26 protein-coding genes, 1 tRNA gene and 1 pseudogene are annotated in these 26,852 nt (G+C 65.9%); 18 read left to right on the plus strand and 10 right to left on the minus strand.

What is annotated here, in order from left to right:
* Positions 1-80: 80 nt before the first annotated feature.
* From ACRQ5Q_RS32150 to ACRQ5Q_RS32160, 3 genes are all read right to left on the minus strand, one after another.
* Positions 81-1,274 carry an MFS transporter gene (locus tag ACRQ5Q_RS32150; protein WP_439373857.1) on the minus strand — a complete coding sequence of 398 codons (1,194 nt, stop codon included), beginning with the start codon at positions 1,272-1,274 and terminating at the stop codon, positions 81-83.
* Positions 1,275-1,326: 52 nt separating this feature from the next.
* Entirely contained in the window at positions 1,327-1,947 is a 621-nt protein-coding gene (locus ACRQ5Q_RS32155) for a TetR/AcrR family transcriptional regulator (protein ID WP_439373856.1), read from the minus strand.
* A 405-nt stretch (positions 1,948-2,352) separates the two neighbouring features.
* A complete protein-coding gene (locus ACRQ5Q_RS32160) occupies positions 2,353-3,312 on the minus strand; it encodes an N-carbamoyl-D-amino-acid hydrolase (RefSeq protein ID WP_439393944.1) in 960 nt (319 codons plus the stop codon).
* Positions 3,313-3,546: 234 nt separating this feature from the next.
* On the opposite strand from ACRQ5Q_RS32160, the gene ACRQ5Q_RS32165 reads away from it, so the two are divergent.
* Together ACRQ5Q_RS32165 and ACRQ5Q_RS32170 are read left to right on the plus strand one after the other, a co-directional pair.
* Positions 3,547-3,771 (plus strand): hypothetical protein, encoded by a 225-nt coding sequence (locus ACRQ5Q_RS32165; protein ID WP_439393946.1) that lies wholly within the window; start codon positions 3,547-3,549, stop codon positions 3,769-3,771.
* 202 nt (positions 3,772-3,973) lie between these two features.
* Positions 3,974-4,300 carry a hypothetical protein gene (locus ACRQ5Q_RS32170; RefSeq protein ID WP_439373853.1) on the plus strand — a complete coding sequence of 109 codons (327 nt, stop codon included), beginning with the start codon at positions 3,974-3,976 and terminating at the stop codon, positions 4,298-4,300.
* A 186-nt stretch (positions 4,301-4,486) separates the two neighbouring features.
* Here the strand turns inward: ACRQ5Q_RS32170 and ACRQ5Q_RS32175 are convergent.
* Positions 4,487-4,563 (minus strand) — tRNA-Pro (locus ACRQ5Q_RS32175).
* A gap of 68 nt (positions 4,564-4,631) precedes the next feature.
* On the opposite strand from ACRQ5Q_RS32175, the gene ACRQ5Q_RS32180 reads away from it, so the two are divergent.
* From ACRQ5Q_RS32180 to ACRQ5Q_RS32205, 6 genes are all read left to right on the plus strand, one after another.
* Positions 4,632-5,621, plus strand: coding sequence for an L-threonylcarbamoyladenylate synthase (locus tag ACRQ5Q_RS32180; protein WP_439393947.1), 990 nt, complete (start codon positions 4,632-4,634; stop codon positions 5,619-5,621).
* 99 nt (positions 5,622-5,720) lie between these two features.
* Positions 5,721-7,148, plus strand: a complete 1,428-nt coding sequence (locus tag ACRQ5Q_RS32185; RefSeq protein ID WP_439393949.1) for an FAD-binding oxidoreductase — start codon at positions 5,721-5,723, stop codon at positions 7,146-7,148.
* The gene (locus tag ACRQ5Q_RS32190) at positions 7,145-7,588 is read left to right on the plus strand and encodes a GNAT family acetyltransferase (protein WP_439393951.1); all 444 of its coding nucleotides are present in this window, start codon (positions 7,145-7,147) and stop codon (positions 7,586-7,588) included. Before ACRQ5Q_RS32185 ends, ACRQ5Q_RS32190 begins: the two co-directional genes overlap by 4 nt.
* Positions 7,589-7,789: 201 nt before the next feature.
* Positions 7,790-8,371, plus strand: a complete 582-nt coding sequence (locus tag ACRQ5Q_RS32195; protein WP_439393953.1) for an NUDIX domain-containing protein — start codon at positions 7,790-7,792, stop codon at positions 8,369-8,371.
* A gap of 164 nt (positions 8,372-8,535) precedes the next feature.
* Positions 8,536-9,465 (plus strand): glycine reductase, encoded by a 930-nt coding sequence (locus tag ACRQ5Q_RS32200; RefSeq protein WP_439373819.1) that lies wholly within the window; start codon positions 8,536-8,538, stop codon positions 9,463-9,465.
* 35 nt (positions 9,466-9,500) lie between these two features.
* Positions 9,501-10,694 (plus strand): CaiB/BaiF CoA transferase family protein, encoded by a 1,194-nt coding sequence (locus tag ACRQ5Q_RS32205; RefSeq protein ID WP_439393955.1) that lies wholly within the window; start codon positions 9,501-9,503, stop codon positions 10,692-10,694.
* Between the two features lie 113 nt (positions 10,695-10,807).
* On the opposite strand, the gene ACRQ5Q_RS32210 is transcribed toward ACRQ5Q_RS32205, so the two are convergent.
* Entirely contained in the window at positions 10,808-11,572 is a 765-nt protein-coding gene (locus ACRQ5Q_RS32210; RefSeq protein ID WP_439373817.1) for an SOS response-associated peptidase, read from the minus strand.
* Positions 11,573-11,635: 63 nt separating this feature from the next.
* Between ACRQ5Q_RS32210 and ACRQ5Q_RS32215 the strand changes: the two genes are divergently transcribed.
* The 4 genes from ACRQ5Q_RS32215 to ACRQ5Q_RS32230 all read left to right on the plus strand — a co-directional run bounded on the left by ACRQ5Q_RS32215 (position 11,636) and on the right by ACRQ5Q_RS32230 (position 13,444).
* A complete protein-coding gene (locus tag ACRQ5Q_RS32215; RefSeq protein ID WP_439393957.1) occupies positions 11,636-12,136 on the plus strand; it encodes a hypothetical protein in 501 nt (166 codons plus the stop codon).
* Positions 12,137-12,154: 18 nt separating this feature from the next.
* Complete coding sequence (locus tag ACRQ5Q_RS32220) at positions 12,155-12,589, plus strand: NUDIX hydrolase (RefSeq protein ID WP_439393959.1); 435 nt, start codon at positions 12,155-12,157, stop codon at positions 12,587-12,589.
* 45 nt (positions 12,590-12,634) lie between these two features.
* The gene (locus ACRQ5Q_RS32225) at positions 12,635-13,012 is read left to right on the plus strand and encodes a TIGR02301 family protein (protein ID WP_439375520.1); all 378 of its coding nucleotides are present in this window, start codon (positions 12,635-12,637) and stop codon (positions 13,010-13,012) included.
* Positions 13,013-13,177: 165 nt separating this feature from the next.
* A complete protein-coding gene (locus tag ACRQ5Q_RS32230) occupies positions 13,178-13,444 on the plus strand; it encodes a hypothetical protein (protein WP_439393961.1) in 267 nt (88 codons plus the stop codon).
* Between the two features lie 14 nt (positions 13,445-13,458).
* On the opposite strand, the gene ACRQ5Q_RS32235 is transcribed toward ACRQ5Q_RS32230, so the two are convergent.
* Positions 13,459-14,328: a sulfurtransferase gene (locus tag ACRQ5Q_RS32235; protein WP_439393962.1), complete on the minus strand. Its 870-nt coding sequence runs from the start codon at positions 14,326-14,328 to the stop codon at positions 13,459-13,461.
* Positions 14,329-14,492: 164 nt separating this feature from the next.
* Entirely contained in the window at positions 14,493-15,827 is a 1,335-nt protein-coding gene (locus ACRQ5Q_RS32240; protein WP_439393964.1) for a dihydroorotase, read from the minus strand.
* Between the two features lie 96 nt (positions 15,828-15,923).
* Between ACRQ5Q_RS32240 and ygfZ the strand changes: the two genes are divergently transcribed.
* The 6 genes from ygfZ to ACRQ5Q_RS32270 all read left to right on the plus strand — a co-directional run bounded on the left by ygfZ (position 15,924) and on the right by ACRQ5Q_RS32270 (position 22,620).
* Positions 15,924-16,799, plus strand: a complete 876-nt coding sequence (ygfZ, locus tag ACRQ5Q_RS32245; protein ID WP_439393966.1) for a CAF17-like 4Fe-4S cluster assembly/insertion protein YgfZ — start codon at positions 15,924-15,926, stop codon at positions 16,797-16,799.
* The gene (locus ACRQ5Q_RS32250) at positions 16,796-17,422 is read left to right on the plus strand and encodes a DNA-3-methyladenine glycosylase I (RefSeq protein ID WP_439373811.1); all 627 of its coding nucleotides are present in this window, start codon (positions 16,796-16,798) and stop codon (positions 17,420-17,422) included. Before ygfZ ends, ACRQ5Q_RS32250 begins: the two co-directional genes overlap by 4 nt.
* Entirely contained in the window at positions 17,419-18,033 is a 615-nt protein-coding gene (locus tag ACRQ5Q_RS32255) for a YfbR-like 5'-deoxynucleotidase (RefSeq protein ID WP_439373810.1), read from the plus strand. Before ACRQ5Q_RS32250 ends, ACRQ5Q_RS32255 begins: the two co-directional genes overlap by 4 nt.
* A 146-nt stretch (positions 18,034-18,179) precedes the next feature.
* Entirely contained in the window at positions 18,180-18,686 is a 507-nt protein-coding gene (locus ACRQ5Q_RS32260) for a tyrosine phosphatase family protein (RefSeq protein WP_439373809.1), read from the plus strand.
* Between the two features lie 205 nt (positions 18,687-18,891).
* On the plus strand, positions 18,892-19,860 hold the full coding sequence (locus ACRQ5Q_RS32265; RefSeq protein WP_439393968.1) for an NUDIX hydrolase: 969 nt from the start codon (positions 18,892-18,894) through the stop codon (positions 19,858-19,860).
* Between the two features lie 48 nt (positions 19,861-19,908).
* The gene (locus ACRQ5Q_RS32270) at positions 19,909-22,620 is read left to right on the plus strand and encodes a DUF2339 domain-containing protein (protein ID WP_439393970.1); all 2,712 of its coding nucleotides are present in this window, start codon (positions 19,909-19,911) and stop codon (positions 22,618-22,620) included.
* A 180-nt stretch (positions 22,621-22,800) separates the two neighbouring features.
* Here the strand turns inward: ACRQ5Q_RS32270 and ACRQ5Q_RS32275 are convergent, their stop codons facing one another.
* From ACRQ5Q_RS32275 to ACRQ5Q_RS32285, 3 genes and pseudogenes are all read right to left on the minus strand, one after another.
* On the minus strand, positions 22,801-24,489 hold the full coding sequence (locus ACRQ5Q_RS32275; RefSeq protein ID WP_439393972.1) for a methyl-accepting chemotaxis protein: 1,689 nt from the start codon (positions 24,487-24,489) through the stop codon (positions 22,801-22,803).
* 231 nt (positions 24,490-24,720) lie between these two features.
* Positions 24,721-26,454, minus strand: coding sequence for a methyl-accepting chemotaxis protein (locus ACRQ5Q_RS32280; RefSeq protein ID WP_439393974.1), 1,734 nt, complete (start codon positions 26,452-26,454; stop codon positions 24,721-24,723).
* Positions 26,455-26,659: 205 nt separating this feature from the next.
* Positions 26,660-26,803 (minus strand): annotated as a pseudogene (locus ACRQ5Q_RS32285) (DUF6894 family protein); the annotation flags it as partial.
* Positions 26,804-26,852: the final 49 nt, after the last annotated feature.

Below are 26,852 nucleotides of genomic sequence, written 5' to 3' on the forward strand. Positions count from 1 at the left end.
GGGGGCTTCGTCAGACACCGGATGGCCTCTCGTCCGCCGCTTGGTAAACGCGCGCATTCCACAATCAACGATCCCGGTAACTATTCAGTGGCCGCATACAGCAGGCCCGCGACCGGCAGAGCGAGGCCAATGGCCGAGGCAAGCGTCCAGCCGCCTTGCGCGAACGCCCAGGCGCCGACCGCGGAGCCGGCAGCGCCGGCTGCGAAGAACGTCGCCATGTAGAGGCCGTTGAGGCGGCTGCGATGCTCGTGCCCAAGCGTAAAGATGGACCGGAAGCCGAGCACGACATTGCCCTGCACGCCGATATCGATGGCGATCGCGGCCACGACCAGGCAGGCGAGGTTCAGCATCGAACCTGGCGCGCCGAGATAGGTCACAAGGAAGCCGGCGGCCGCGAGCAGCATCGCAACCAGCGTCGCGATGCGGCTATGGCCGCGATCGGCGAGCCGGCCCGCAATGGGAGCTGCGAACACCCCCGCGACACCCGCCAGCGCGAACAGCGCGATGCCGCGCTGGGTGAAGCCGAACGCGCCGGCGAGTTGGAGCGGCGCCACCGTCCAGAACAGGGTGAAGCAGCTGAACAGGCTCGCCTGGTAGAGCGCGCGGCGCCGGAGCAGCGGAGTGGTTAGGGCCAGATGCGGCATCGACAGCAGCAGCGTGCCGTAATGCAGGCGCGCAACGGGCTTACGCCTGGGCAACGTCATCCAGAGCACCGTTGCGAGCACGATCATCAGCGCGGCGGAGGCGAAGAACACCGCATGCCATGACGAGGCCGCGGTGACGATGCTCGACACAGGCCGCGCCAGCATGATGCCGAGCATCAGGCCGGTCGAGACGTTGCCGACCACGCGGCCACGAATGGCTTCCGGCGCCAGATGCGCCGCATAGGGAATGATGATCTGCACCGCGACGGAGCCGAGGCCGATGAACAGCGCGGCCACCAGGAACGGCAGGGCATGGGTCGAGAACGCGGCGGCGAGCAGCGCCGCGGCGCCGAGGATGATAACCGAGCAGATCAGCGCACGATTCTCGACGAGATCGCCGAGCGGCACGATGAACAGCAGCCCCACGCCATAGCCGATCTGGGTCATGGTGACGATCAGCCCCGCCGCTGCATGCGACAGGTCGAGCGCGGCGCTGATCGGGGCGATCAGCGGCTGCGCATAGTAGATGTTGGCGGCGACCATGCCACAGGCCGCGGCAAGGACGAATGTCAGGCGCTGCGACACCGCATCCGGCTCGGGCGCGGTCTCTATGGTGGCATTCATGGTCATTTACGTGGATCTCCGATAATCGGGAACGATCGTTCCCTAATATGACATGAATTCAGGCGAGCAGCTTCATCGCGACGCCGACGAGGCGCGTCCCGTCGAGCCTCAGGCGCGCCTTGCCGACGACGCGCATACCTTGCGTGATGCAGATCATCAGCCGCGCGGTGTCGCCGGCATGGACATGGCCCGGAATCGAGCCATCGGCCTGGCCCTCGCGAATAAGGCCGGCGATGAAGTCTTCATTGGTCTTGAGCTGTGCATGGACCCGTGCACGGATCACCGGATCGACCGCCGACAATTCGACCGCACTGCCGACCACGAGGCAGCCGCGTCGCCCCTCGATGCCCTCGGAGTGTTCCACATAGGACAAGAGGACGTTGCGCAGCCGCGCGCGGCCATTCTCCCCGCGCGCCGCGGCGCTACGGGTCTGCTCCTGGCGCAAGCCGGTGTACCGCTCGAAAGCGGCGAGGAACACGGCATGCTTATCGGCAAACGCCTTGTAGACGCTGCCGGTGGCGAGCCGCATCGCGGCGGTGAGATCGCTGATCGAGGTGCCATGATAGCCGCGCTCGCGAAACACCCGAAGGGCGCGATCGAGCGCGGTGTCCATGTCGAACTCACGGGGACGGCCGGCAGGACGGGCGACAGGCGGGGATTGGCGGGCGACTTTTTGCATTGCGGTATAATAGGAAATGATTGTTCCCAAATAAAGACACGTGGCTGTGATGAGGAGGCCTTCCGGCGAACATCACAGTGCGCGCTCCGTCATCCCGAGCCCCGGAGCGGATGAACGGCCGAGATGCAGCCAGGCCGTCGCCCGTCGAAGCTTGCTCTACAGCGCTGCGCGCAGCAGAGTGACGGTGATGGAGGAGCCCATGCTGCCGCCACATCGTCATTGCGAGCGCAGCGAAGCAATCCAGAATCCCGCCGCGGAAAGACTCTGGATTTGCTTCGCTGCGCTCGCAATGACGGAGCAAGGCGCAGCGTCACCATCCTCCAATGCACATCTCAACTTGCAGACATGTCCTTCGTACTGGGCCGAGACGAGAACGGAGCGTGTGGCGGCACGAAGACAGGAGCATCATTCCTTCCGCCGCACCGGCGTGCCGTCCGCCATCGTCGTCACGCCCTTGCGCTCCACGATCATCCCGTAGGCACGCGGCTGGCGATGAACGTCGAAATTGAACGTGGTGCGCTTGTAGGAATTGCAGAGATCGAGATCGCAGCGAGCGAGCGCGACCTCGTCGCCCTTGGTCGTGCAGCGCGCGATGATCTCGCCCGAGGGCGCGATGATGCAGCTGCCGCCGATGTGGTCGACGCCCTCCTCGACGCCGGCCTTGGCGACGCCGACCACGAAGGTGCCGTTCTGATAGGCGCCGGACTGCATGACGAGATGATTGTGGAACAGCGAGAGATCGTCATGCTCCGGCGCGGGTGGGTTGTGCACCGGCGTATTGTAGCCGATCATCACCATCTCGACGCCCTGCAGGCCCATCACGCGATAGGTCTCGCTCCAGCGGCGGTCGTTGCAGATCGCCATTCCCATCGTACCGCCGAACGCATCGACCACGCCGAAGCCGCTGCCGGGCTCAAAATAGCGCTTCTCCAGATGCTGGAATTTGCGCCACGGCTCGAGCTCGGCATGGCCGGGCAGATGCACCTTGCGGTATTTCGCAACGATCGCGCCGCTCTTGTCGACGAGGATGGAGGTATTGTAGCGCTTGATATTGCCCGCCTCGACCGTCAGCTCAGCGTAGCCGAGGTAAAATCCGATGCCGAGCTGGCTCCCGAGATCGAACAGGGCTCGCGTCTCCGGGCCCGGCATCTCGCGCTCAAAAAAGCTGTCGATCTCGGCCTGATCCTCGAAATACCAGCGCGGAAAGAAGGTGGTCAGCGCGAGTTCGGGATAGACGATCAGGTCGCAGCCATTGGCCCGGGCTTGCCGCATCAACGCCATCAGGCGCGCCACCACCTCGGTCCTGCTCTCACGCCTCGCAATCGGGCCAAGCTGCCCGGCCGCCACATTCACAAATCTCGCCACGCGTCTGTCCTTCGCTCTTTCGGCCGTACGCCAACACGCCGTCGTCGCCGCGTACATGCAGATTCCGCGCCTGTGACGCGCGCTGCGCAAGAGCAAGCCGGCCTGTGTGCTCAATCGAGGAAGCTCCGTTGCCAATCTGCAACGGTTCCCCACCGTCTGAAGCCGGACAAAAGAAACTCCCATTGCGGCCACGAACCGCTCTCACAAAGCCGTGAGACTATCAGGGGAATCACGATGCGCGCACAACGCGTTTGGAAAGTGAATGGGGCCGCCAGTATCGAGCAACTCCAATCCAGGCTGGATGACCTCAACAAACGTCTCAGCCAGCTCGAAAACCAGAATCCGGAGAACTGGAAGCTCGAAGAGCTGAGATCGAGCGCTCTCGGCCTGTCGCGCGAGATCGACGACATCCGCTGCGCGGAGGCGACGGCGGCGTTGAGCGAGCTGCTGCGGCGGTAGCCGGCCTGCCGATTCGCAGTTTGCGCAGGAACCAACCTTGCGCGCCGTCATTTCCATGCTGAGCATGGAGCAAGATCATGACCAGGCACCTGACGCGAGCCCATCTCGCGCGCGGTGTGGCCGGCGCGGTATCCACGCTGGTCCTGTGCGCGACCGCGGTCTTCACCATCGCGCGCCATTTCGCGCTGTGAGGGATGATCACATGACGTCGGACCCCGAGGAGTCGGTAAGGCTGCAGGGTTTTGGCGAGATGACGTTGCGCACGGCGATCGCGACGCTGATGGCGCTCGCGCCGCGTGATCGATCGGAAGCTGCGGTCTTCCGCGTCCGCGACGGCTCGCGTTTGGCCGCGAGCGAGATCACCGATCTCGCCTCGGATTGGGGCATGACGCCGATGGTGGAAATCAGGTCGCCAAGGCTGGTCCCGGAGCAGCACTGGACGGACATCGTGCGCGGCATGGTGCGCGAGGCGCCGCTGCCATCGCTGATGCTGGCGTTTCTGGTAGGCGTGCTGGTGGTGCGGCGGTAGGCCTCTGACCTACGTACTGCACCGATGTAGTCGGCGCGGCTGAACGACCAGCCATGCCGCGCGCACAAGCGGCCCTGCCGACCCAAATCCGCCGTGGACCCGTTCCGAAAATCGTTGCAAAAAGGCGCTCCGAGGCGCCGGCGGCCGGTCCGCCAAGTCTCTGCAAAACGTCGACTTTTGGAAGAATGGTCGGAGTGGCAGGATTCGAACCTGCGACCCCTGCGTCCCGAACGCAGTGCTCTACCGGGCTGAGCCACACTCCGACAAGAAGGCGGCTTATAGCGTCGGGTTTGGCGCACCGCAAGCGGCCGAGATGAGGAATTTTATCCCTGTGAAAACGGGTCTTGAAACGCTGATTTTACCGGCTGGCGAAGCCGCCGCCGGGGCCGCCGCCCGGACGCTCGCGGGCGGCGGGCTGGTCGCGTTCCCGACCGAGACGGTCTACGGGCTCGGCGCGGACGCCGCCAACGCCAGTGCGGTCGCCCACATCTACGGCGCCAAGGGGCGGCCCGCCTTCAATCCACTGATCGCGCATGTCGCGGACATCGCCGCTGCGCGCCGGATCGGCCGGTTCGACACGCCCGCGTTCAAGCTTGCGGGGGCGTTCTGGCCGGGGCCGCTGACCCTGGTGGTGCCGAAGACCGACGACTGCCCGGTGGCGGATCTCGCCACCGCGGGCCTCGACACCGTCGCGATCCGCATTCCCGCCCACCCGGTGGCGCAGGCGATCCTGCGCGCCTTTGGCGGGCCGGTGGTGGCCCCTTCCGCCAACATCTCCGGCCATGTCTCGCCGACGCTGGCCGCCCATGTCGAGAGCGATCTTGCGGGGCGGATCGATCTGATCGTCGACGGCGGGCCGGTCGCGGTCGGCGTCGAATCGACGATTGTCGGCTGCTTCGATGCGCCGATGCTGCTGCGTCCCGGCGGGCTGTCGCGCGAACGGATCGAGGCCGTGCTCGGCATGCCCCTGGCACGGCCGCCGGTGGAGGCTGAGAACGACAACAGCCAGCCACTGGCGCCGGGCATGCTGGCCTCGCATTACGCGCCGCGCGCCAATGTGCGGCTCCGCGCGCAGGACGTCGCGCCTGATGAAGCGCTGCTGGCCTTTGGCCCCGCGCGGCTCCCCGGACTCGATGCTGCCGCGGCCGTCATGAATCTGTCACCCACCGGTGATCTCGATGAGGCCGCCGCCAATCTGTTCGGCTATCTTCGTACCCTCGATGCGAAGGCGCCGAAGGCGATCGCCGTGATGGCGATCCCCGAGGAAGGTCTGGGCGAAGCAATCAATGACCGACTGCGGCGCGCCGCGGTGGCACGATAGCGCATGATCCGGACCCGGAGGGCCGCGTTAGCGCAAAGCGTGCAGCGGTTTTCCGACAAGATCATGCGCAAGAGAGAATAAGAGCGAAGAGACGAGACAATGAACATCAACAAATCTGCCACGCCTCCGCTTGCGTCCGAGCTGATCGAGCAATTCCGCAAGATCGTCGGCGATCGCCACGCGATCACGGATGCGACCGACATCGAGCCTTACGTCACCGAGGAGCGCAATCTGTTCCACGGCCGCTCGCCACTGGTGCTGCGCCCGGGCTCGACCGCGGAAGTCTCCGCAATCTGCAAGCTCGCCTCGGAGCACAAAATCGCGCTGGTGCCGCAGGGCGGCAATACCGGGCTCGTCGGCGGCCAGACGCCGCACAATGGCGAGGTGGTCGTGTCGCTGCGGCGCCTCGACAAGATCCGCGAGGTCGACACCGCCTCCAACACCATGACCTGCGAAGCCGGCGTCGTGCTGCAAATCGCGCAGCAGAAGGCGTCCGACGCCGACCGGCTGTTTCCGCTGTCGCTCGGCGCCGAAGGCAGCTGCACCATCGGCGGCAACCTCTCCACCAATGCCGGCGGCACCGCCGCGCTTGCCTATGGTGTCGCGCGCGAGATGGCGCTCGGGCTGGAAGTGGTGCTCGCCGACGGGCGCGTGCTCAACGCGCTGTCGAAGCTAAAGAAGGACAACACCGGCTACAATCTGCACAATCTCTTCATCGGCGCGGAAGGCACGCTCGGCATCATCACGGCGGCGACGCTGAAACTGTTTCCGAAGCCGCGGGCGGTCGAGACCGCCTATGTCGGCCTGAAATCGCCGGCGGCGGCCTTGAAGCTGCTCACGATCGCGCAGGGCGAAGCCGCCAACGCGCTGACGAGTTTTGAATTGCTGTCGGAATTGGCGGTCGACTTCTCGATCCGCCACGGCATCGACGTGCGCGATCCCCTCCAAGAGAAGCATCCCTGGTACGTGCTGATGGAATTGTCCTCTCCGAGCGACGATGCCCGCACGCCGCTCGAGACGATCCTCGGCCGCGCCATGGAAGAGGAGATCGTCGACGATGCCGTGATCGCAGCCAGCCTCGCCCAGCGCAACAATTTCTGGAAGCTGCGCGAGGAGATGTCGGCGGCGCAGAAGCCGGAGGGCGGCTCGATCAAGCACGACATCTCCGTGCCCGTCGCAGCGGTGCCGGCGTTCATCGAGGAGGCGAACGCCGCCGTGGTGAAGCTGATCCCCGGCGCGCGGCCGGTGCCGTTCGGCCATCTCGGCGACGGCAACCTGCATTACAATGTCAGCCAGCCGATCGGCGCCAACACGGACGATTATCTGGCGCGCTGGCACGAGATGAACGCCGTGGTGTTCGAGATCGTGCTGCGCATGGGCGGCTCGATCTCGGCCGAGCACGGCATCGGGGTGCTCAAGCGCGACGAGCTGCCTGAAGTGAAGGACAAGACCGCGATCGAGCTGATGCGACAGGTCAAGGCGATGCTCGACCCGCTCGGCATCATGAATCCGGGGAAGGTGCTGTGAACGCTCTTGCGATCGACGCGATCGATGATGCCGATGTCGAACCCGTCGTCGCGCTGTGGCAGCGCTGCGGCCTGACGCGTCCCTGGAACGATCCGCATGCCGACATCGCGCTGGCGCGGCGGCGGGAGAACTCCACCGTGCTGGTGGGCCGCGATGGCAGCGCGATCGTCGCCACCGTCATGGTCGGCCATGACGGCCACCGCGGCTGGGTCTATTACGTCGCGGTCGATCCTGATAGCCAGAAGCGCGGCCATGGCCGCGTCATCATGGCGGCGGCGGAGGACTGGTTGCGCGCAGCCGGCATCGCAAAGCTGCAGCTTCTGGTCCGGCGCGAAAACGCGCAGGCCAGTGCGTTCTACTGCTCGCTCGGTTTCGAGCTATCCACCTCGGTGATGTTCCAGAAGTGGCTCGATGGCCGCGCAACCACGCCAAGCAACTGAGCTGCGGCCCCAAGCACAGCTGCGCTCCCTCGCCCCGTTCTTACGGGGAGAGGGTTGGGGTGAGGGGCCTCTCTCCGCAGATGCGACCGGCGAGAGACCTGCACCCCCCTCACCCGGATTGCGCCGGACGATGCCTCGCATCGCCCGGGCAATCCGACCTCTCCCCGCAAGCGGGGCGAGGTGAAGACAAGAAGGATAGCCATGACCGTTTCCGACCGCGTCCGCATCAAGGACGTCCGCGTGCTCTCGGACAACTGGACGCCGCTGAAGACCACGACGTTCGAGTACCGGCGCTCCAATGGCGCGTGGCAGACGCAGCACCGCGAGACCTATGAGCGCGACAACGCCGCCGCCGTGCTGCCTTACAACGTTGCCCGGCGCACCGTGATCCTGGTGCGCCAGTTCCGCCTGCCGGCGTTCATCCGTGGCTACGACGATCTGCTGATCGAGGCCGCCGCCGGCGTGCTGGACGATGCCTCCCCTGAGGTGCGCATCCGCGCCGAAGCCGAGGAGGAAACCGGCTATCGGCTGCACCACGTCCAAAAGGTGTTCGAGGCCTTCATGAGCCCCGGCGCCATCACCGAGAAGCTGCATTTCTTCGTCGCCGAGTACGAGCCGGAGATGCGTGTCAGCGACGGCGGCGGCCTGGAACACGAGGGCGAGGATATCGAGGTGCTGGAGCTCTCCATCGACGAGGCACTGGCGATGATCGCCGACGGCCGCATCATCGACGCCAAGGCGATCATGCTGCTGCAATACGTGGCCCTGCATGTGTTCAGGTGATTTGCTTACCCTCCCCCTGGAGGGACCTCCAGGGAGGGAGAGAGGCACCGTGCGTGTGGCTTCCTCGCCGGATGCAATTCTGTCCTGAATCGCCGCTCTGCCCGTTGAGCAACCCCAAAACTACCTCTACTCTGGCGCCAACCAAGAACCAGGAGACGCGCCTTATGTCCGCTCCGCGCGACGACGAATTCGGCTTTGCACCCGACTACGACTCCCCCGTCCCCTACATGCAGCGCACGCGCGATTATTATGCGGCGATCGGCTACACCACGCCGTACCGCTGGGCGCATTACACCGAGGCGCCGTTCCAGCCGCTGAAGAAGCCGCTGGCAAAGTCGCGCGTGACCATCATCACCACCGCGGCGCCCTACGATCCCACCAAGGGCGATCAGGGACCGGGCGCGGCCTATAATGGCAGCGCGAAGTTTTACCAGGTGTATGACGGCGACGCGTCGAAAGCGCAGGATCTGCGCATCTCACACATCGGCTACGACCGCAAGCACACCTCGGCGACCGACAGCGGCACCTGGTTTCCGCTGCCGCAACTGTTGAAGGCGTCCGCCGCCGGACGCATCGGCGAAGTCGCGCCACGCTTCTTCGGCGCGCCGACCAACCGCAGCCATCGCGTCACGATCGACGCCGACGCGCCGGAGATTCTTGCGCGCTGCATCGCCGACAAGGTCGATGTCGCGGTGCTGGTGCCGAACTGCCCCGTCTGCCACCAGACCACCGCGCTGGTGGCGCGGCACCTGGAGCGGAACGGCATTCCGACGGTGATCATGGGCTGCGCCAAGGACATCATCGAGCACGCCGCCGTACCGCGCTTTTTGTTCAGCGACTTCCCGCTCGGCAATTCCGCCGGCAGGCCGCACGACGTCGCCTCGCAGGCACAGACCCTGGAACTGGCCTTGAGGCTGCTGGAGACCGCGAGCGGCCCGCAGACCACGATGCAGTCGCCGCTGCGCTGGAGCGAGGACGCCTCCTGGAAGCTCGACTACAACAACGTCGCGCAGCTCTCCCCTGATGAGCTGGCGCGGCGCCGCGCCGAATTCGACAAGCAGAAGGAGATTGCGCGCGGCAACCGCGCCGCCTGACGTCCTCCAATAACAACAACCATCGGGAGAGAGACGTGACGCGACCGTTCGAGGGCGTGAAGATCCTGGACTTCACGCAAGTGCTGGCCGGTCCCTATGCGAGCTACCAGCTCGCGCTGCTGGGAGCCGACGTCATCAAGGTCGAGCGGCGCGAAGGCGAGGACATGCGCCGTACCCCGCTGTCCCGCGAATGGGCCGAGCGCGGGCTCGCCCCCGCATTCCAGGCCATCAACGGCAACAAGCGCAGCCTGACGCTCGATTTGCAGAAGCCAGAGGCGATCGCGATCGTGAAGAAGCTCGCCGCGCAGGTCGACGTCGTCATGGAGAACTTCCGGCCGGGCGTGATGGACAAGCTCGGCATCGGCTACGAGGCGCTGTCGGCGATCAACCCAAAACTGATCTATTGCGCGGTGTCAGGCTTCGGCCAGACCGGTCCGGATCGATTGCGGCCCGGCTACGACGGCAAGATGCAGGCGCTCTCGGGTATCATGGCGATCACCGGCCATCCCGAGACCGGGCCGACGCGCGCGGGCTTTGCGGTGTGCGACGTGCTCTCGGGCGCCACCGCAGCATTCGGCGTGTCGAGCGCGCTGTATCAGCGCGACCGCACCGCCAAGGGGCAGTTCGTCGACGTCTCCATGCTTGAGGCGACGCTGGCGTTCCTGTCGGGGCAGATCGCCGACTGGTCGGTCGCCGGCCATCGCCAACAGCTTTCGGGCAACCAGGCGGTGAGCCGCAGGACCACCGCGAACCTGTTCAAATGCGGCGACGGCCACATCCTGCTCGCCGTCAACAACGAGAAGCAGTACCGCGCGCTGATGGCCGCGCTCGGCCGCGAGGACACGCTGAGCGATCCGCGCTTTGCGGACTGGTTTTCGCGCAACGAGAACGAGCCGGCCTTGCGCGCCATCATCGAGGAGGCGCTGGCGAAACGACCGGCGCGCGAATGGGAGACGATTCTGGAGGACGCCGGGGCGCCGTGCGCCAGCATCTGGAAGGTCGAGGAGATCATCGATCACCCGCAGATCAAGGCTCGTGGCGCCATCCAGGAGCTCGACACGCCCTATGGCCGCCTGCGCTTTGCCGGCAGCGGCTTCAAATTGGCGCATGGCGGCGGCAGGCTGGACCGGATGGCCCCGGAGCTGGGGGCGGACACGGATGCGGTGCTCGGCGAGCTGGGATTCGATGCGGCAGAGATCGCGGCGTTGAGGGCAAGGGCGATCGTGTAGAAGGCGGCGCCGCACGTTCAGTGTCGTCCCGGGCAAGCGCCAGCGGCGCGCGCTTGTCCGGGACGACAGCGGAGTGAATCGCGCCAGCTTGGCTAGAACATCATTCAGCTAGTCTAGAACAACGATCCCTGCCCGTCGTCCACCGGGCTAGCGGCAACCTTCCGCGCCGCCCTCTTCGGCTTCGCCGCCTCTGCCTCCGCCTCCATCTCCTCCGCGCTGACCGGCAGCAGCAGCTGCTCGTCGTCATTGGCGACGCTGTTGACGCGGGTGGAGACGGGGTGCCAGGCAAAATCGCCGATGTGCGGGGGCCTCATCAGCGGCAGGATCGCGTCGACCTCGTCACCGCGGCTATCGAGCCAGCGCTCGAAATCGCGCGGGCTGATGGTGACGGGCACGCGGTCGTGCAACGCGGCGAGATCCTCGCCCGCCGCAGCGGTGACGATCGCGACCGTGTCGAGCTCCTCGCTGTTCGGCCCGACCCAGGTCTCGAACAAAGCGGCAAAGCCAAGCGGCTCGCCGTCGGCACGGTGGATAAAGAAGGGCTGCTTGCGGCCACCCTCGGACTTCCACTCGTAATAGCCATCGGCCGGGATCAGACCGCGGCGGCGGCGTATCGCGTTCTTGAACGCGGGCTTCTCAAGCACCGTCTCGGAGCGGGCATTGATCAGCAACGTAAATCCGCGGGGATCCTTGACCCAGCTCGGCAGCAGGCCCCAGCGCATCAGACGGAAATGGCGGGCGCCATTTTCGACCAATACGACCGGTATCGGTTGCGTCGGCGCGACATTGTACCGTGGCGGGAAATTCGGCTGCTCGACATAGCCGAACAGTTGCCGCAAAGCCGCGGGGGCCGAAGTTATGACGAAGCGTCCACACATCCTTGGGGGCCTATATAGGGTGCATTCAGGTCCTTTTAACCCCGAACGTTAACACTGCGGCAGATGAGCTCGACGGCCACCCAACCCGCGCGGACGCATGTACAGACGGGCCCCGAGGCTGCGGACTGGGCCGAACGGCTGCGCGTGGCCAACATCAACCCGCGGACCGGACTTGCCACGGACTATCTCAACCATTTCAATGAAGCGGTGATGCTGCTCGAAATGGTCCCTGACATGCCCGAATGCGCCGAGGACTTCCTGACCTGGACGCCGCTGTCCTATGCCGAGCATTTCACCGCGTCCAACTTCAAGGCACGGGATCTCGCCATCGAGGCTTATGAAAAGGCTGATCCCAACGTGCGCGCCCAGTTCGACCACATCACTGATACCATGACCTCGATCCTTATTGCGGTCGGCTCGGCCATGCGTGAGGTCGAGAAAGACACGACCCGCGTTCGCCTCGCCGAGCAGGCCACCCTCTGGGTCAAGCCGCTGATCGCCGCCTGCGGCGGCATCATCAATGGCGGCGCGGAGGCCGACGTCGACACCATCATGTCGAATTGAGCCAGGTCCCGTCAGAAAATGTCCGCGGTCGTCCAGCCCAGTCATCCCCAGATCGCGGTCAGTGCCGCGATTTTTCGCGACGGCAAGGTGCTGCTGACCCGGCGCGCCCGCTCCCCCGCAAAGGGGTTCTATTCGCTGCCCGGCGGCCGGGTCGAGTTCGGCGAATCGCTGCACCAGGCGCTCAAGCGCGAGGTCGACGAGGAAACCGGGCTCGGGATCGAGATCGTCGGCCTTGCCGGTTGGCGCGAGGTGCTGCCGGCCGCGCCCGGCGCCGGCCACTACCTGATCATGTCCTTTGCCGCCCGCTGGGCGGCCCGGGAGCCGGTCCTGAACGACGAGCTTGACGACTACCGCTGGATCGCCCCGAACGCCCTGGCGAGCCTCGGCGACCTCAAGCTGACCGGGGGGCTGGAGGAAGTCATCCAGTCTGCCCACCGGCTGCTCGGGGCCTGACGGCCCGCCTTGCGCCCGCCGTCCCGAGGGGGCATACAGCCGCCGATGTCGACGCGATTGCTGGCCATTTTCGCCCTGATTCTCGCCTGCGCCTGCCCGCCCGTCCGGGCCCAGGACGCCGCGGCGCCGTTTGACGGCGAGTTGCAGCGGCTGGCCGAGATCCTCGGCGGGCTGCACTATCTGCGCAGCATCTGCGGGTCCAATGAAGGCAACAAATGGCGCAGCGAGATGCAGGCGCTGATCGACGCCGAAACTCCGTCAGGTGAGCGCCGCACCCGCATGATCGCCGGGTTCAACCGCGGCTATAACGGTTTCCAGCAGACCTACCGGAGCTGCACGCCGGCCGCGACGGTCGCGATCCGCCGCTATATCGAGGAAGGCTCGAAGATATCGCGCGATCTAACGGCGCGCTACGCGAACTGATTTCTCGTCGGGCGGCGGAATGACGACGGCTGGAACCCTGTGATCGACTTTGTTCACAGCCGTTAACCGTTCCTAAAGATGTGGCCTAGCGGGTGTTAATACGCGTGCTACACCTTCTCGTGCAGCGCATCGCCGTGGATCGCGCCCCAGCCCTGATCGAGTTTCATGAGCCAGCCGATTTCATACGCTCCCGACCGCGCGCCGCTGCCTGATCACGAGCAGAAGCAGGCAGCCCTGAGCTATCTCAACCAGGCCTGGGCCGAAGCGCGCCATGACGGCGTCGACGGCGACTGCCTGGCGCAGGCGAGCCTGTTCGCCGCATTCGCCGAGCTCGTCGGCACCTATGGCGAGGATGCAGTGGCAAAATTCGTCGAGGGTTTTCCGGGCCGCATCCGCAACGGCGAATTCTCCGTCGACATCTCCCGGCAATAAGCGCCGTTGGCGCTTCAATCCGTCTCGATCGGCAACGATGAGTCCCTCGCCCATTCGCCCATCGAACCGTCGTAGAGCGTCAGCTTGTCGTAGCCGAGCTGCGTCAGTAGCAGCAGGTCGATCGTCGCCGAGATACCGCCGCCGCAGTAGAGAATCACATTCTTCTCGCGCGTGACGCCCTGGGCGGCGAACTTCGCTTGCGCATCCGCAAGATTCGTCAGCGTCTTGTCGGCGTTCACGAGCGTGGCGGCGGGAATGTTGACGCTGCCGGGAACGCGGCCCGGCCGGCCGTAGCGGCTCGGCTCCAAGCCTTGGTGAAATTGGGGCCCGAGCGCGTTGACGATTGCCGTTGCGGGGTCACCGATCCGCGCCTTCACGACATTCTTGTCGACGAAGAAGCCCGCGCGCGGCGCGGCCTTGAAGGCCGTGGCCGGATAGCCCTTCGGTGCGCCCGTCTCGATCGGTCGCCCCTCCTCTTTCCATTTATCGAGGCCGCCGTCGAGCACCTGCGCATCGACGCCGAGCGAGCGCAGCATCCACCAGAACCGCGTCGACCACATCATGGTGCCGATGCTGTAGAGCACGATCGTCTTGTTCGCATCGAGGCCGTGGCGGCCGAATGCCGCCACCAGCTTGGCTACCTCAGGCATCATGTAGAGCGGTCTCGCGGAGGTGTCGGAGAATTCGCCTTGCAGGTCGAGGAAATCGGCGCCGGGAATGTGGCCGGCTGCGAACGTCTTGTCGCCGGGCACCGCGCGATAAGGCGCGTCGCTGCCAGGCGGCACCGGTTCGTTGTAGGTCGTGCAGTCGTAGAGGCGGAGGCTGGGATCGCCGAGCATGGCGGCGAGTTGTTCGGTGGTGACGAGGGATGATGGCTGAGACATCGGACTCCACTCCCGTTCGAGATGAAATGTAGACCTCTCATCTCGTCATTGCGAGGAGCCCTTGCGACGCAGCAATCCAGACTGCCGCCGCGGAGAGACCCTGGATTGCTTCGCTGCGCTCGCAATGACGGGTGGGGAAGCAGTGTGCATTCCCACACATCACCTCACTGCCTCAGCGTCTCCAGAAACCGCACCGGCTCGCCTTGCGACGGCGTTACCAGCTCGCCCTGCCACATCACGCGGCGGCCACGGATGAAGGTGCCGACGGGCCAGCCCGTGACGCGCACCCCGTCGTAAGGCGTCCAGCCGGCCTTGGACGCCACCCATTTGTTGCTGATGGTCTCGCTGCGCTTGAGATCGACGACCGTGAAGTCGGCGTCGTAGCCGGCGGCGATGCGGCCCTTGCAGGCCATGTTGTAGAGACGCGCGGGGCCGGCACTCGTGAGATCGACGAATCTTGCCAGCGACAGGCGGCCGGCGTTGACGTGGTCGAGCATCAGAGGCACCAGCGTCTGCACGCCGGTCATGCCGGAGGGCGAGGCCGGATAGGTCTTCTGCTTCTCTTCCAGCGTATGCGGAGCGTGATCGGAGCCGAGCACGTCGATGATGCCCTGCTCGATGCCGCGCCAGATGCCGGCGCGATGATCGGCGCCGCGCACCGGCGGGTTCATCTGCGCGAGCGTGCCAAGTCGTTCGTAGCATTCGGGCGCGACGAGGGTGAGATGATGCGGCGTCGCTTCGCAGGACGCGACGTCCTTGTGGTCGCGCAGAAACTCGATCTCTTCCTTGGTCGAGATGTGCAGCACGTGGATGCGTTTTCCCGTCTCGCGCGCGAGCTTGACCAGGCGCTGCGTCGCCATCAGCGCCGCGGTCTCGTCGCGCCAGACCGGATGCGAGCGCGGATCGCCCTCGATGCGCAGCGGCTTGCGCTCGTTGAGACGATATTCGTCCTCGGCATGGAACGCCGCGCGCCGGCGGATCACCTGGAAGATGCGGCGCAGGCTCTCGTCGTCCTCCACCAGCAGCGCGCCAGTGGACGAGCCGATGAAGACTTTTACGCCGGCGCAGCCGGGCGCCCGTTCCAGCACCGGCAGGTCCTGCACGTTCTCGCGGGTGCCGCCGATGAAGAAGGCGAAATCGCAATGCATGCGGTGATGGGCGCGCTTCACCTTGTCCGTGAAGGTGGCCTCGGTCACCGTGAGCGGCGAGGTGTTCGGCATCTCGAACACGGCGGTGACGCCACCCATCACGGCGCTGCGCGAGCCGGTTTCGAGGTCTTCCTTCTGTTCCAGCCCGGGCTCGCGGAAATGCACCTGGGTGTCCATGACGCCAGGCAGGATGTGCAGGCCCTTGCAGTCGATAACCTCGGCCGCGGAAGCCTGCGACAGCGGCCCCAGTTCGGCGATGCGACCGCCCGTGATGCCGATATCGCGAACACCCTCGCCATCCTGGTTGACGACGGTGCCGCCTTTTAGGATCACATCGAAACGCTCGGTCATGGGGCCTCTCTCATCCCCAAGCGCAGGGCTCGAGGTCTTGTCGTTTATGCCTTGCGGGCTTACGTTCCGGAGCAACATGTCGCAAGAGATTTTCGCATGAAATCAGCGTTTCTTCCCGACCGGGGCGTGGTCAAGGTCGCGGGCGAGGATGCGCGCAACTTCCTCAACGGCCTGATCACGACCGATGTCGACAGGCTGAAGCCGGGGCTGGGGCGATTCGGCGCGCTGCTGACGCCACAAGGCAAGATCATCGTCGATTTCCTGATCACGGAGGTGCCGGCCGGCCATGGCGGCGGGTTCCTGATCGACTGTCCGAAGGCGCTGGCGGACACCCTCGCCACCAAGCTGAAGTTCTACAAGCTGCGCGCCAAGGTGAGCGTGGAAAACCTTGATCTCGGCGTGCTCGCGGCGTGGGGCGGCCAGCTTGCGGCGCAGCCGGACCTTGCCTTCGCCGATCCGCGCAATGCCGAGCTCGGCACGCGCATCCTGATCCCCGAGGATCTCAAGCAGAAACTGTCCGACCTGATCGGCGCCGACCTGGTCGATGCGGCCGACTACGAGGCGCACCGCATCGCGCTCGGCGTACCGCGCGGAGGGCTCGATTTCATGTACAGCGATGCGTTCCCGCACGAGACCAATATGGACCGCCTCGCGGGCGTCGATTTCGACAAGGGCTGCTATGTCGGTCAGGAGGTCGTCTCGCGCATGCAGCATCGCGGCACGGCGCGCACGCGCAGCATCAAGGTGCTGCTCGACGACGTCTCGCCGGAAGTCGGCGTCAGCGTGATGGCCGGCGACAAGCCGGTCGGCACCATGGGCTCGTCGGCGCAAGGCAAGGGCATCGCGCTCGTGCGCATCGACCGCGTCGCCGACGCGCTGGATGCCGGCCAGCCGCTCACCGCCGGCGGCCTCACCCTGACGCTTGCCGAACCTGAAATCGTCCGTATTCCTGCCAAGCAGCCCACCGCATGAGCCGCGCTCCCCGCCTGCATCCCGATGGCCTGACCCGCTGCCCCTGGCCCGGCGAGGATCCGCTCTATGTCGCCTATCACGACACCGAATGGGGCGTGCCCGAATATGACGACCGCGCGCTCTACGAGAAGCTGATCCTCGACGGCTTTCAGGCCGGCCTGTCCTGGATCACGATCCTGCGCAAGCGCGATAATTTCCGCAAAGCCTTCGACGATTTCCAGCCTGAGAAGATCGCGCGCTACAATGCGAAGAAGGTCCATGCACTGATGAACGATGCCGGCATCGTGCGCAACCGCGCCAAGATCGACGGCGCGATCCTGAGCGCGAAGTCGTATCTCGACATCATGGAGAAGGGCCCGGGCTTCTCGAAGCTCTTGTGGGACTTCATGGGCGGCAAGCCCAAAGTCAACAACTTCAAGACCACGGCGAGCGTGCCGGCCTCGACACCGCTGTCGGTGCAGATCTCCAAGGAGCTGTCCTCGCGCGGCTTCAAATTCGTCGGCCCGACCATCGTCTATGCCTTCATGCAGGCGACAGGCATGGTCAACGACCATCTCGTCGATTGCCATTGCCACGCGACCTGCGGCAAGACGCAGCGCAAGCAGCGCCTCAAGCCCAAATGAGCGCGAAGAAGACGACGCGCGGCGCGGAATCCCGCGCCTGGCAGCGCATGCTGTCGGGGCGGCGGCTCGACCTGCTCGATCCCTCTCCGCTCGATGTCGAGATTGCCGACATCGCCCATGGGCTGGCGCGCGTCGCGCGCTGGAACGGGCAGACCACCGGCGCGCACATCTTCTCGGTCGCGCAGCACACGCTGCTGGTAGAAACCGTGATGCGGCACGAGATGCCGCGCGTGGACCAGCGCATGCGGCTCGCCGCGTTGCTGCACGATGCACCCGAATACGTGATCGGCGACATGATCTCGCCGTTCAAGGCGGTGCTCGATGGCCATTACAAAGCGGTGGAGAAACGCCTGCTCGGCGCCATCCACATCCGCTTCGGCTTGCCGCCGGTGCTGCCTGAGGAGATCACGCAGGCCATCAAGGCCGCCGATCGCGGCGCGGCCTATCTCGAGGCGACCGAGCTCGCCGGCTTCAGCGAGAGCGAGGCGCGGCGCCTGTTCGGCAAGGATCCGGGCCTCTCCGACAGCGTCCGGCGCGACTACCTCACGCCCTGGACCGCGGCGCGGGCGGAGAAGCAGTTTCTGGAGCGGTTCGGCGCGGTGTTTGCGTAGCGTCATCGCTTCGTAGGGTAGGCAAAGCGGAAGCGTGCCCACCAAACCAGGCGCGATGCGCGCAACTGCGAGATGCTGGGCACGGCTCGATGCGCCTTTGCCCACTCTACAAGCGCTCGCTATAATCAACGGCAAAAAGGTCCGCCATGATCCACGTCTGTTCCCTCGCCGCGCTTCCCGAAACCGTCCGCCTGACCAAGGCCAGCCACGTGCTGACCGTGATGGCCAATGTCGAGCAGGTGGCACGTCCGGTATCCGTGCTGCCGGCCAACCATCTCAAGGTGTCGATGGACGACATCACCGAGGAGATGGACGGCTTCGTCGCGCCGTCCGAGACGCATATCGAGCAGGTGCTGAACTTCGTGCGCGGCTGGGACCGCAGCGCGCCGCTGGTCGTGCATTGCTATGCCGGCATCAGCCGCTCCACCGCGAGCGCCTTCGCCGCTGTCTGCGCGCTCAATCCGCACCGCGACGAGATCGAGATCGCGAAGAAGATCCGCGCCGCCTCGCCGATCGCCTCCCCGAACCGGCGTATCGTCGCCCTCGCCGACCGCGCGCTGGGACGCAACGGCCGCATGCTGCGCGCGCTCGACGAGATTGGCCCGGGCGCGATGATGGTCGAGGGCCGACCCTTCGTGATCGAGCTCGAATGACAGTTGCGCGCCACATCGCAGGTGCGCACCCTCTCCCGCTTGGAGGAGAGGGTGCCGTCTCATTGGGATTCCCCAACAGGCGAGAGCCCTCACCCGCGCCTTCGGCGCGACCTCTCCCGCAAGCGGCAGAGGTGCAGCGAGGCCGCGGAGAGGTCTGCTCGATCAACCGGCATGCCTCTCTCACAACACCCGCGACATCAGCCGCATGAGCGAGACGCTGCTGACGCCGATCGAGATCGGCCTGACCGCTGCGATCGTCGCGATCGAGGACCACGAGCCGCTGATCCTCACCGCACGCGGCAGTGACGGGCTGGCGGGCCTGCCGTTCGGGCCATTCGATGCGCTGAGCCATCGCACGTTCGAGATCGGCTTGCGCGCCTGGGTCGAGGAGCAGGCGGGCCTGCGGCTCGGCTATGTCGAGCAGCTCTACACCTTCGGCGATCGCGGCCGTCATGCCGAGGCCGGCGATACCGGCGCGCATATGGTGTCGATCGGCTATCTCGCGCTCACACGCGCCGCGCGCGGCGAGCTCGCGGCAAACGGCGCAAGCTTCGAGCCGTGGTACCGCTTCCTGCCCTGGGAGGACTGGCGCGAGGAGCCACCCGCGATCATCGCCCGCGACATCATCCCGGCGCTGACCAAGTGGGCCGAAGAAGACCCCCCCGAGACGACGCGCGCGCTGCCGCGCAAGGATCGCGTGCGGTTCTATTTCGGGCTCGAGGGTGCGCCCTGGGACGAGGAGCGCGTGCTCGACCGCTATGAGCTGTTGTACGAGGCCGGGCTGATCGAGGAGGCGCGCCGCGACGGCCGTCCTGCGGCATTAGCGCGCAAGGCGCTGCCGGCGCTCGGGACCTCGATGCGGTTCGATCACCGCAGGATTCTCGCCACGGGAATCGCGCGGCTGCGCGCGAAACTGAAGTATCGTCCTGTGGTGTTTGAACTTTTGCCCGCCGAGTTCACACTCACGGAATTGCAACATACGGTGGAGGCGATCTCCGGCCGGCATCTGCACAAGCAGAATTTCCGGCGCCTGGTCGAATCGGAAGCCTTGGTCGAACCGACCGGCGTGATGTCGACACAGACTGGCGGACGACCGGCAGCGCTCTACCGCTTCCGCCGCGAGGTGCTCCAGGAGCGGCCCGCGCCGGGCTTGCGCGTACGCTCCCGGCGCTAGATCCTGAGTTTGGTACCGGCCCCTGCCCGCCGGTTGCCTGGAGGCTTCATGTTCGACGGCCCTTTCGACGTCTTTGCGTTGATCATTGCGATCATCGCCTTCCTGATCGCGATCAAGGCGTCCAGCCAGGCGACCGAGTTGCGCCGCCGGCTGAACTTGCTTGAAGAGAAGTTTTATGCGCAGCGCCCGGTTGTGCAACCGCCGCCGCTGATGCCCGCGCAGGTGCAGGCTGAAACTCCCGCAACGCCTGCCGCAGAGCCGCCGCCGCTTGCGCCGGAAGCCGAGCCCACGCCGCCTCCGCTCGTCGCCGAGGAGGTTGCGCCGCCCCCGCTCGAACCGACCCCGGCGGCCGATACACCGCCGCCTCCGGTGCCGGAGGCAGCGCCCGCACCCGGCTTTGAAGAGCGTCTCGGCACGCGTTGGGTGGTCTGGATCGGCGGCCTTGCGCTCGCGCTCGGCGGCTTCTTCATGGTGCGCTATTCGATCGAGGCCGGCCTGGTCGGCCCTGGCGTGCGCGTCTTCCTTGGCGGCCTGTTCGCGGCCGCGCTGCTGGGGGCCGGCGAATGGACGCGGCGCAAGGAGAGCATCTCCAGCATCCACGCACTGCCGATCGCGAACATTCCCGCGATCCTCACCGCGGCCGGCACTGCGGTTGCGTTCGCGACCATCTACGCGGCCTATGCGCTGTACGGCTTCCTGGTGCCGGCAACCGCCTTCGTGCTGCTCGGCATCGTCGCGATGGGCACGCTCGCCGCCGCGCTCCTGCACGGGCCCGCGCTAGCAGGGCTTGGCGTGGTCGGCGCCTTCGTGACGCCGATCCTCGTCTCCAGCGGCAAGCCGGATTATTGGGCGCTCTACATCTATCTCGCCATCGTCACCGCCGCGAGCTTTGGTCTCGCCCGCATCCGGCTGTGGCGCTGGCTCGCGGTCACGACCATCGCCTTCGCAGTGCTCTGGATCTTCCCGGGGCTCGATACCAACGAGGTGCAGGTCGCGCCGCATGCCTTCCATGTCATCGCGGGGTTCGTGCTCGCCGCGCTGCTCGTGGTCTGCGGCTTCATGTTCGGCCCGACCATCGAGGACGGCGAGATCGAGCCGATCTCGTCGGGCGCGCTCGGCGCCTATCTGTTCGGCGCGATGCTGGTCGTGCTGTCGAGCGCGCATGCCGATCTGGCGCTGATCGCCTTCACCCTTCTGGTCGGCGGCACGCTGTTCGTCGCCTGGCGTGCTCCGGCAGCGACTGGTGCGCTGGGCGCGGCTGCTGCGACCGTGTTCGTCGTGTTCGCCGAATGGGCTGTGCGCGCCAACCCTGACATGCTGGTGCTGCCGGGCGGCCCGATGCCGGGCATCGGTCCTGTCGCGACCGACAGCTCGGTGACGCTGCATCTGGTGACGGCCGCCATCTTCGCCGCCGGCTTCGGCGTCGCGGGCTTTCTCGCGCAGGGCCGCTCGAACTGGCCGATCATTCCGGTTGTGTGGTCTGCGGCGGGCGTCGCCACGCCGATCGCGATCCTGGTTGCGCTCTATGCGCGCATCGCCCATCTCGACCGTTCGATCCCGTTCGCGATCCTCGCGGTGCTGCTCGCCGCGGCCTTTGGCGTCGCGACCGAAGCCTTGACTGGTCGCGAAGAACGACCGGGCGTTGCAACCTCGATCGCCTTGTTCGCGACGGGCACGCTCGGCGCGCTGGCGCTGGCGCTGACCTTCGCGCTGGAGAAGGGCTGGCTCACCATTGCGCTCGCGCTGATGTCGCTCGGCACCGCCTGGATCTCGTTGCAGCGCCCGATCCCGGTGCTGCGCCGGTTGGCTGCCATCTTCGCCGCGATCGTCACCGCGCGCATCGTCTATGATCCGCGCATTGTCGGCGATGCCGTCGGCACAACCCCGATCTTCAACTGGCTGCTGTGGGGTTACGGCCTGCCGGCGGCCTCGTTCTGGTGCGCGAGCGTCTTTCTGCGCCGCCGTGCCGACGACGCGCCGTTGCGCGTGGTCGAGGCAGCCGCGATCTTGTTCACCGCGCTGCTCGCCTTCATGGAGGTTCGTCACCTTGCGACCGGCGGTGACATGATTTCGCCGCCGTCGTTGCTCGAATTCGCGCTGCAGGTCTGCGTCGCGCTTGCGATGGCGATCGGGCTGGAGCGCCTGCGGCTGCGCAGCCGCAGCATCGTGCACAACGTCGGCGCGGTCGTGCTGACCGCGATCGCCGGCCTCATCAGCGTGTTCGGCCTCTTCATCCTGGAGAACCCGCTGATCTGGCGCATCGACGTCGGCGGCGCGGTGTTCAACCTGTTGCTGCTGGGCTACGCGCTGCCGGCCGTGCTGATGTTGCTATTGTCCTATGCTGTGGTCGGCAAGCGCGGCAAGGTCTACGCCAACACCATCGCCGGCGGCGCGCTGGTGTTTGCGCTCGCCTATGTCACGCTGGAGATCCGCCGCTTCTATCATGGCCCGATCCTTTCCACCGGTCCGACGACGGGGGCCGAGCAATACACCTATTCGATCGGCTGGCTCGCCTTCGGCGTGGTACTGCTCGGGGTCGGCATTCTCGTCAACTCGGAACGGGCGCGGCTGGCGTCCGCCGCCGTCATCGCGCTGACGATCCTGAAAGCCTTCGTCATCGACATGTCGACGCTGACGGGCGTCTACCGCGCGCTGTCGTTCATGTGCCTCGGCGTGGTGCTGGTCGCGATCGGCTGGCTCTACCAGCGCATCCTGTTCCGTCGGCAGGTCCCGCCGCCGGCTCCGCAGACGGGCAGCTAAAGCGTCGGGCGAGGAGCACTCCCTCTCCCGCTTGCGGGAGAGGGTCGGGGAGAGGGCGCCTCGGCAATGGGACAATCCCAAGAGGAGAAAGCCCTCACCCGGCGCTTCGCGCCGACCTCTCCCGCATGCGGGAGCGGTAAACGAGCCGCAGCGATCGATTCAACCCGGAGCCATTTCGCTCTAGGCCGCGCGGACAGATTCCAGGAACTTCGCGACCTCGACCTTGAGGCGCGTGCTGTCGGTCGCAAGCGATTTCGCCGCCGACAGCACCTCTGTCGAGGCTTCGCCGGTCTCGATCGCGCCGCGCTGCACGTCGGTGATGTTGGAGGAAACCTCCTGCGTGCCGACCGAGGCCTGCTGGACGTTGCGCGAGATCTCCTGCGTCGCCGCGCCCTGCTCCTCGATGGCGGCGGCAATCGCGGCGGACACTTCGGACAGCCGCTCGATGGTGCCGCCGATCTCCTGGATCGCGCTGACCGATTCCTGCGTTGCGGCCTGGATGCCGGACACCTGTGCGCCGATCTCGCCGGTCGCCTTCGCGGTCTGCTCGGCCAGCGCCTTGACCTCGGAGGCCACGACCGCGAAGCCGCGGCCGGCTTCGCCTGCCCGCGCCGCCTCGATGGTCGCGTTCAGCGCCAGCAGGTTGGTCTGTCCTGCAATGGTGTTGATGAGCTCGACCACGTCGCCGATGCGGGAGGCCGCCTTCGACAGCGCGTTGACGCGCTCGTTGGTCCGCGTCGCCTGCTCGACCGCTTCCGCCGCCATCCGTGCCGAATCCTGCACGCGGCGGCTGATCTCGGTGATGGAGGACGACAGCTCTTCCGAAGCGGAGGCGACCGCCTGGACGTTGGTGGAGGCTTCCTCGGAAGCCGCCGCGACGACGGTGGCGAGCTCCTGGCCGCGCTGCGCGGTGCTGGTCAGCGTCGACGCCGAGGCCTCGAGCTCGGTCGAGGCCGAGGAGACGGTGCCGACGACTTCGCCGATCATCGCCTCGAACTTGCGCGTGATGGCATCGACCCTGCGGCCGCGCTCGATCTTGGCCTCGGCGTCGAGCCTGGCGGCCTCATCGGCAGCCTTCTTGGCGATCAAGGCTTCCTTGAAGATCTGCAGCGCATCCGCCATCGAGCCGATCTCGGTCTTCTCGCCGCGATGCGGCACCTCGGCCGAGAGGTCCCCCTCGCCCAGCGACTGCATCGGCTTGATGATCGAAGCTATGCCACGCGAAACGTCGCGCACGAGATAATAGGCCGCGCTGATCGCGATCACGACCGAAAGCACGATGATGCCGACCAGGACGCGGAAGATCAGCGCATAGCTTTCGGCCGCCTGCTTCGTTTCCAGCTCGGCGCCGCTGTTGTTGAGCTCGATACCCTTCTGCAGCAGCGGATCGGCTGCCTGGGCCATCTTCGCCACCTTGGTCTGCAACATCTCATTGGCATCGGTCGGGAAACGGCCGACGCTCTTGCGCGACAGCGCCATCACGTCCTGCACGCCATTCAGATATTCGGCCCACGCCTTGGCCCACTGCTCATAGAGAGAGCGCTCCTCGGAGGAGTTGATCAGGGGCTCGTAGACCTTGCGCGTCTTCTCGATACGCTCGCGCAGTGAGGCGAGCCGCTTCTCGGCCGCGTCCTTGCCCTCGGCGCTGTCCTGCATCAGGTGCAGGCGAAGGGCAACGCGCAGCTCGTTGATGTCGGCGCGGAGCGAGCCCAGCGCACGCACGCTCGGCAGCCAGCTTTCCGCAATCTCGACCGTGTGGGCATTGATGTTCTGCATGGTGCCGATCGCCGTCACGCCGACGCCGGCGAGCGCGAGCACGAGGACTGACAACACGGTCAGAAGCTTGAAGACGATCGACAACTTCGACATCACGACAAATCCCCATGAGACCTGGCAACGCGCAAACCACCCCGCGCCGCCATCCTCACGACCGACGACAGGATGGAAGTCATTCCGACGATGCTGGCTGGTTCTTATCCGGTAAGATTGCGCACATAGTCGCAAACAGGCGTTAACAGGAACCTAGTGAAGATACGGGAGCGCAGCGATGCTTTACTGCAGCTATAAGTTGCAAACATTCGGCCGGAGCAGCTGATAGCGTCAGGCGGCGCGCACGGTGCAGAGGAACTTGCCGACCTCGAGCTTGAGGCGGTTGCTGTCGCCCGACAGCGTCTGCGCGGCGGACAGCACCTGCGAGGAGGCCGAGCCGGTCTCGGTCGCGCCGCGCTGCACGTCGGTGATGTTGGACGAGACCTGATGGGTACCTTCCGCCGCCTGCTGCACGTTGCGGGAGATTTCCTGCGTTGCCGCGCCCTGCTCTTCCACGGCGGCAGCGATCGTCGAGGAGATCTCCGACAGCTTTTCGATGGTGCCGCTGATCTCCTTGATGGCGCCGACCGAATGCTCGGTCGCGGTCTGGATGCTTGCAATCTGATGACCGATTTCGCCGGTTGCCTTCGCCGTCTGCTCCGCGAGCGCCTTGACCTCGGAGGCAACCACCGCAAAACCCTTGCCGGCCTCGCCGGCGCGAGCGGCCTCGATGGTGGCATTGAGCGCCAGCAGGTTGGTCTGGCCGGCGATGGTGTTGATCAGCTCGACGACGTCGCCGATGCGCATCGCCGCCTTGGACAGTTCGCTGACGCGCTCGGTGGTGGTGCGGGCCTGGCCCACCGCCTCATTGGCCACTCGAGCAGATTCCTGCACCTGCCGGCTGATCTCGGTGATCGACGACGACAATTCTTCCGTAGCCGATGCTACCGACTGCACGTTGGTGGACGCCTCTTCGGAAGCAGCCGCAACCATGGTGGTGAGCTGCTGGCCGCGTTCCGCGGTCGAGGTGAGCGTCGATGCCGAAGCTTCCAGCTCGGTCGCAGCCGATGACACGGTATCGACGATCTCGCCGATCGCGGCCTCGAAGCCGTCGGCAAGCCTGTGCATCTCGGCCCTGCGCTGTGCGGCTGCGGCCTGATCCTGCCTGACCTTCGCCTCGGCCTCCTCGCGCGCCTTCTGCTCCGACACAGCCTTGAACTTCTCGACGGCCGCGGCGACGCCACCGACCTCGTCCCTGCGGCCGAGCCCGGGCAGCACCACGGAGAAGTCGCCGCCGGCGAGCTTGTCCATGGCCACGGTGAGCGCGCGGATCGGCCGGGCGATGGTGAAGAAGGACATCAGCCAGGAGCCGATGAGAACGAGCATGGCGCAGATGCCGACCGCGACGCCGAGACGTTCGCTCGCGGCCATCTCCTGCGTCGCGGCGGCAAGTTCTTCCTCGCTTTTATGCCTGGCAAAATCCGCAATCTCGCTCGTAATCGTATCGAGCTGGGCAGCAATCGGCAGGGTCACCTCACGCGCCAGGCGCGTGCCTTCTTCGGAGAGCTTGGCAGCGGCGGCGGCGTCCGTCGCCGCAAGGGCGATGGCCTCGCCACGAACGGCGGCATTCTGCTGAGCGCCCTTGAGATAGCCCGCAGACAGGCTCTTGAGCTTTTCCATCCGGGTCCGGTTTTCCGGCACTTGTGACAGCTTCAGCATCGTCTCAGCGACTTTGGTCAACGTTTCGGCGCGCTCGACCAGAGCAGCGCCGGCCTTCTGCAGCTCGGCCGCGTTGCCGGCGAGCCGTATGTCGCGGACGGCGAGCTGCATGCTGCGCGCCGCGAGCTTGGCTTCCACCGCCTCGCGCGCGAGCTCGAGCTGCGCGACCGCGGCCGCGTTGGAGCCCCGCACATTGCCGTTACCGACGAGCTGACTTGCGATCATGCAAACGACCAGGATGATGCCGAGTGCCGACGCGATCGCCAGCTTTGTCCCGATCCGCAAGTTCCGAACGAGGCTCAACATTGGTGTTTCCCCAAAGCAATGCGCGCAGCCGAGTCGTTGTCGGCGGCCCCTGGCGTTGATCGCTCTTGCTCAAAAGGTGAGCGCCAGCCATTCCAAATTGGTTAACACCGCCACCGTTCAAATACTGAACTAGTGCGGAAACCCCTTGAAATTCAGCACGGAGTGCGAGCTTAACAGGTTAACCACATCCAGGGATAGGTCTCCCCTACTGCACCACCGTCTCGCCCACAATGCTGATGCGGAACACCGGCTTCTTTTTCTCGTCGAGCAGCTCCATGCTCCACTTGGCATTCGGCTTCATGCTGCGCGCGATCCCGCCGAGCAGATTGGCGCAGACCTCGGTCATCTCTGTTGAACACCTGTCGAGGGCGCGCCCCCCCCCCGGCCGCACGAAAACG

The sequence above is a fragment of the Bradyrhizobium sp. PMVTL-01 genome, assembly GCF_051861855.1.
In the GTDB taxonomy this organism is placed as follows: Bacteria; Pseudomonadota; Alphaproteobacteria; order Rhizobiales; family Xanthobacteraceae; genus Bradyrhizobium.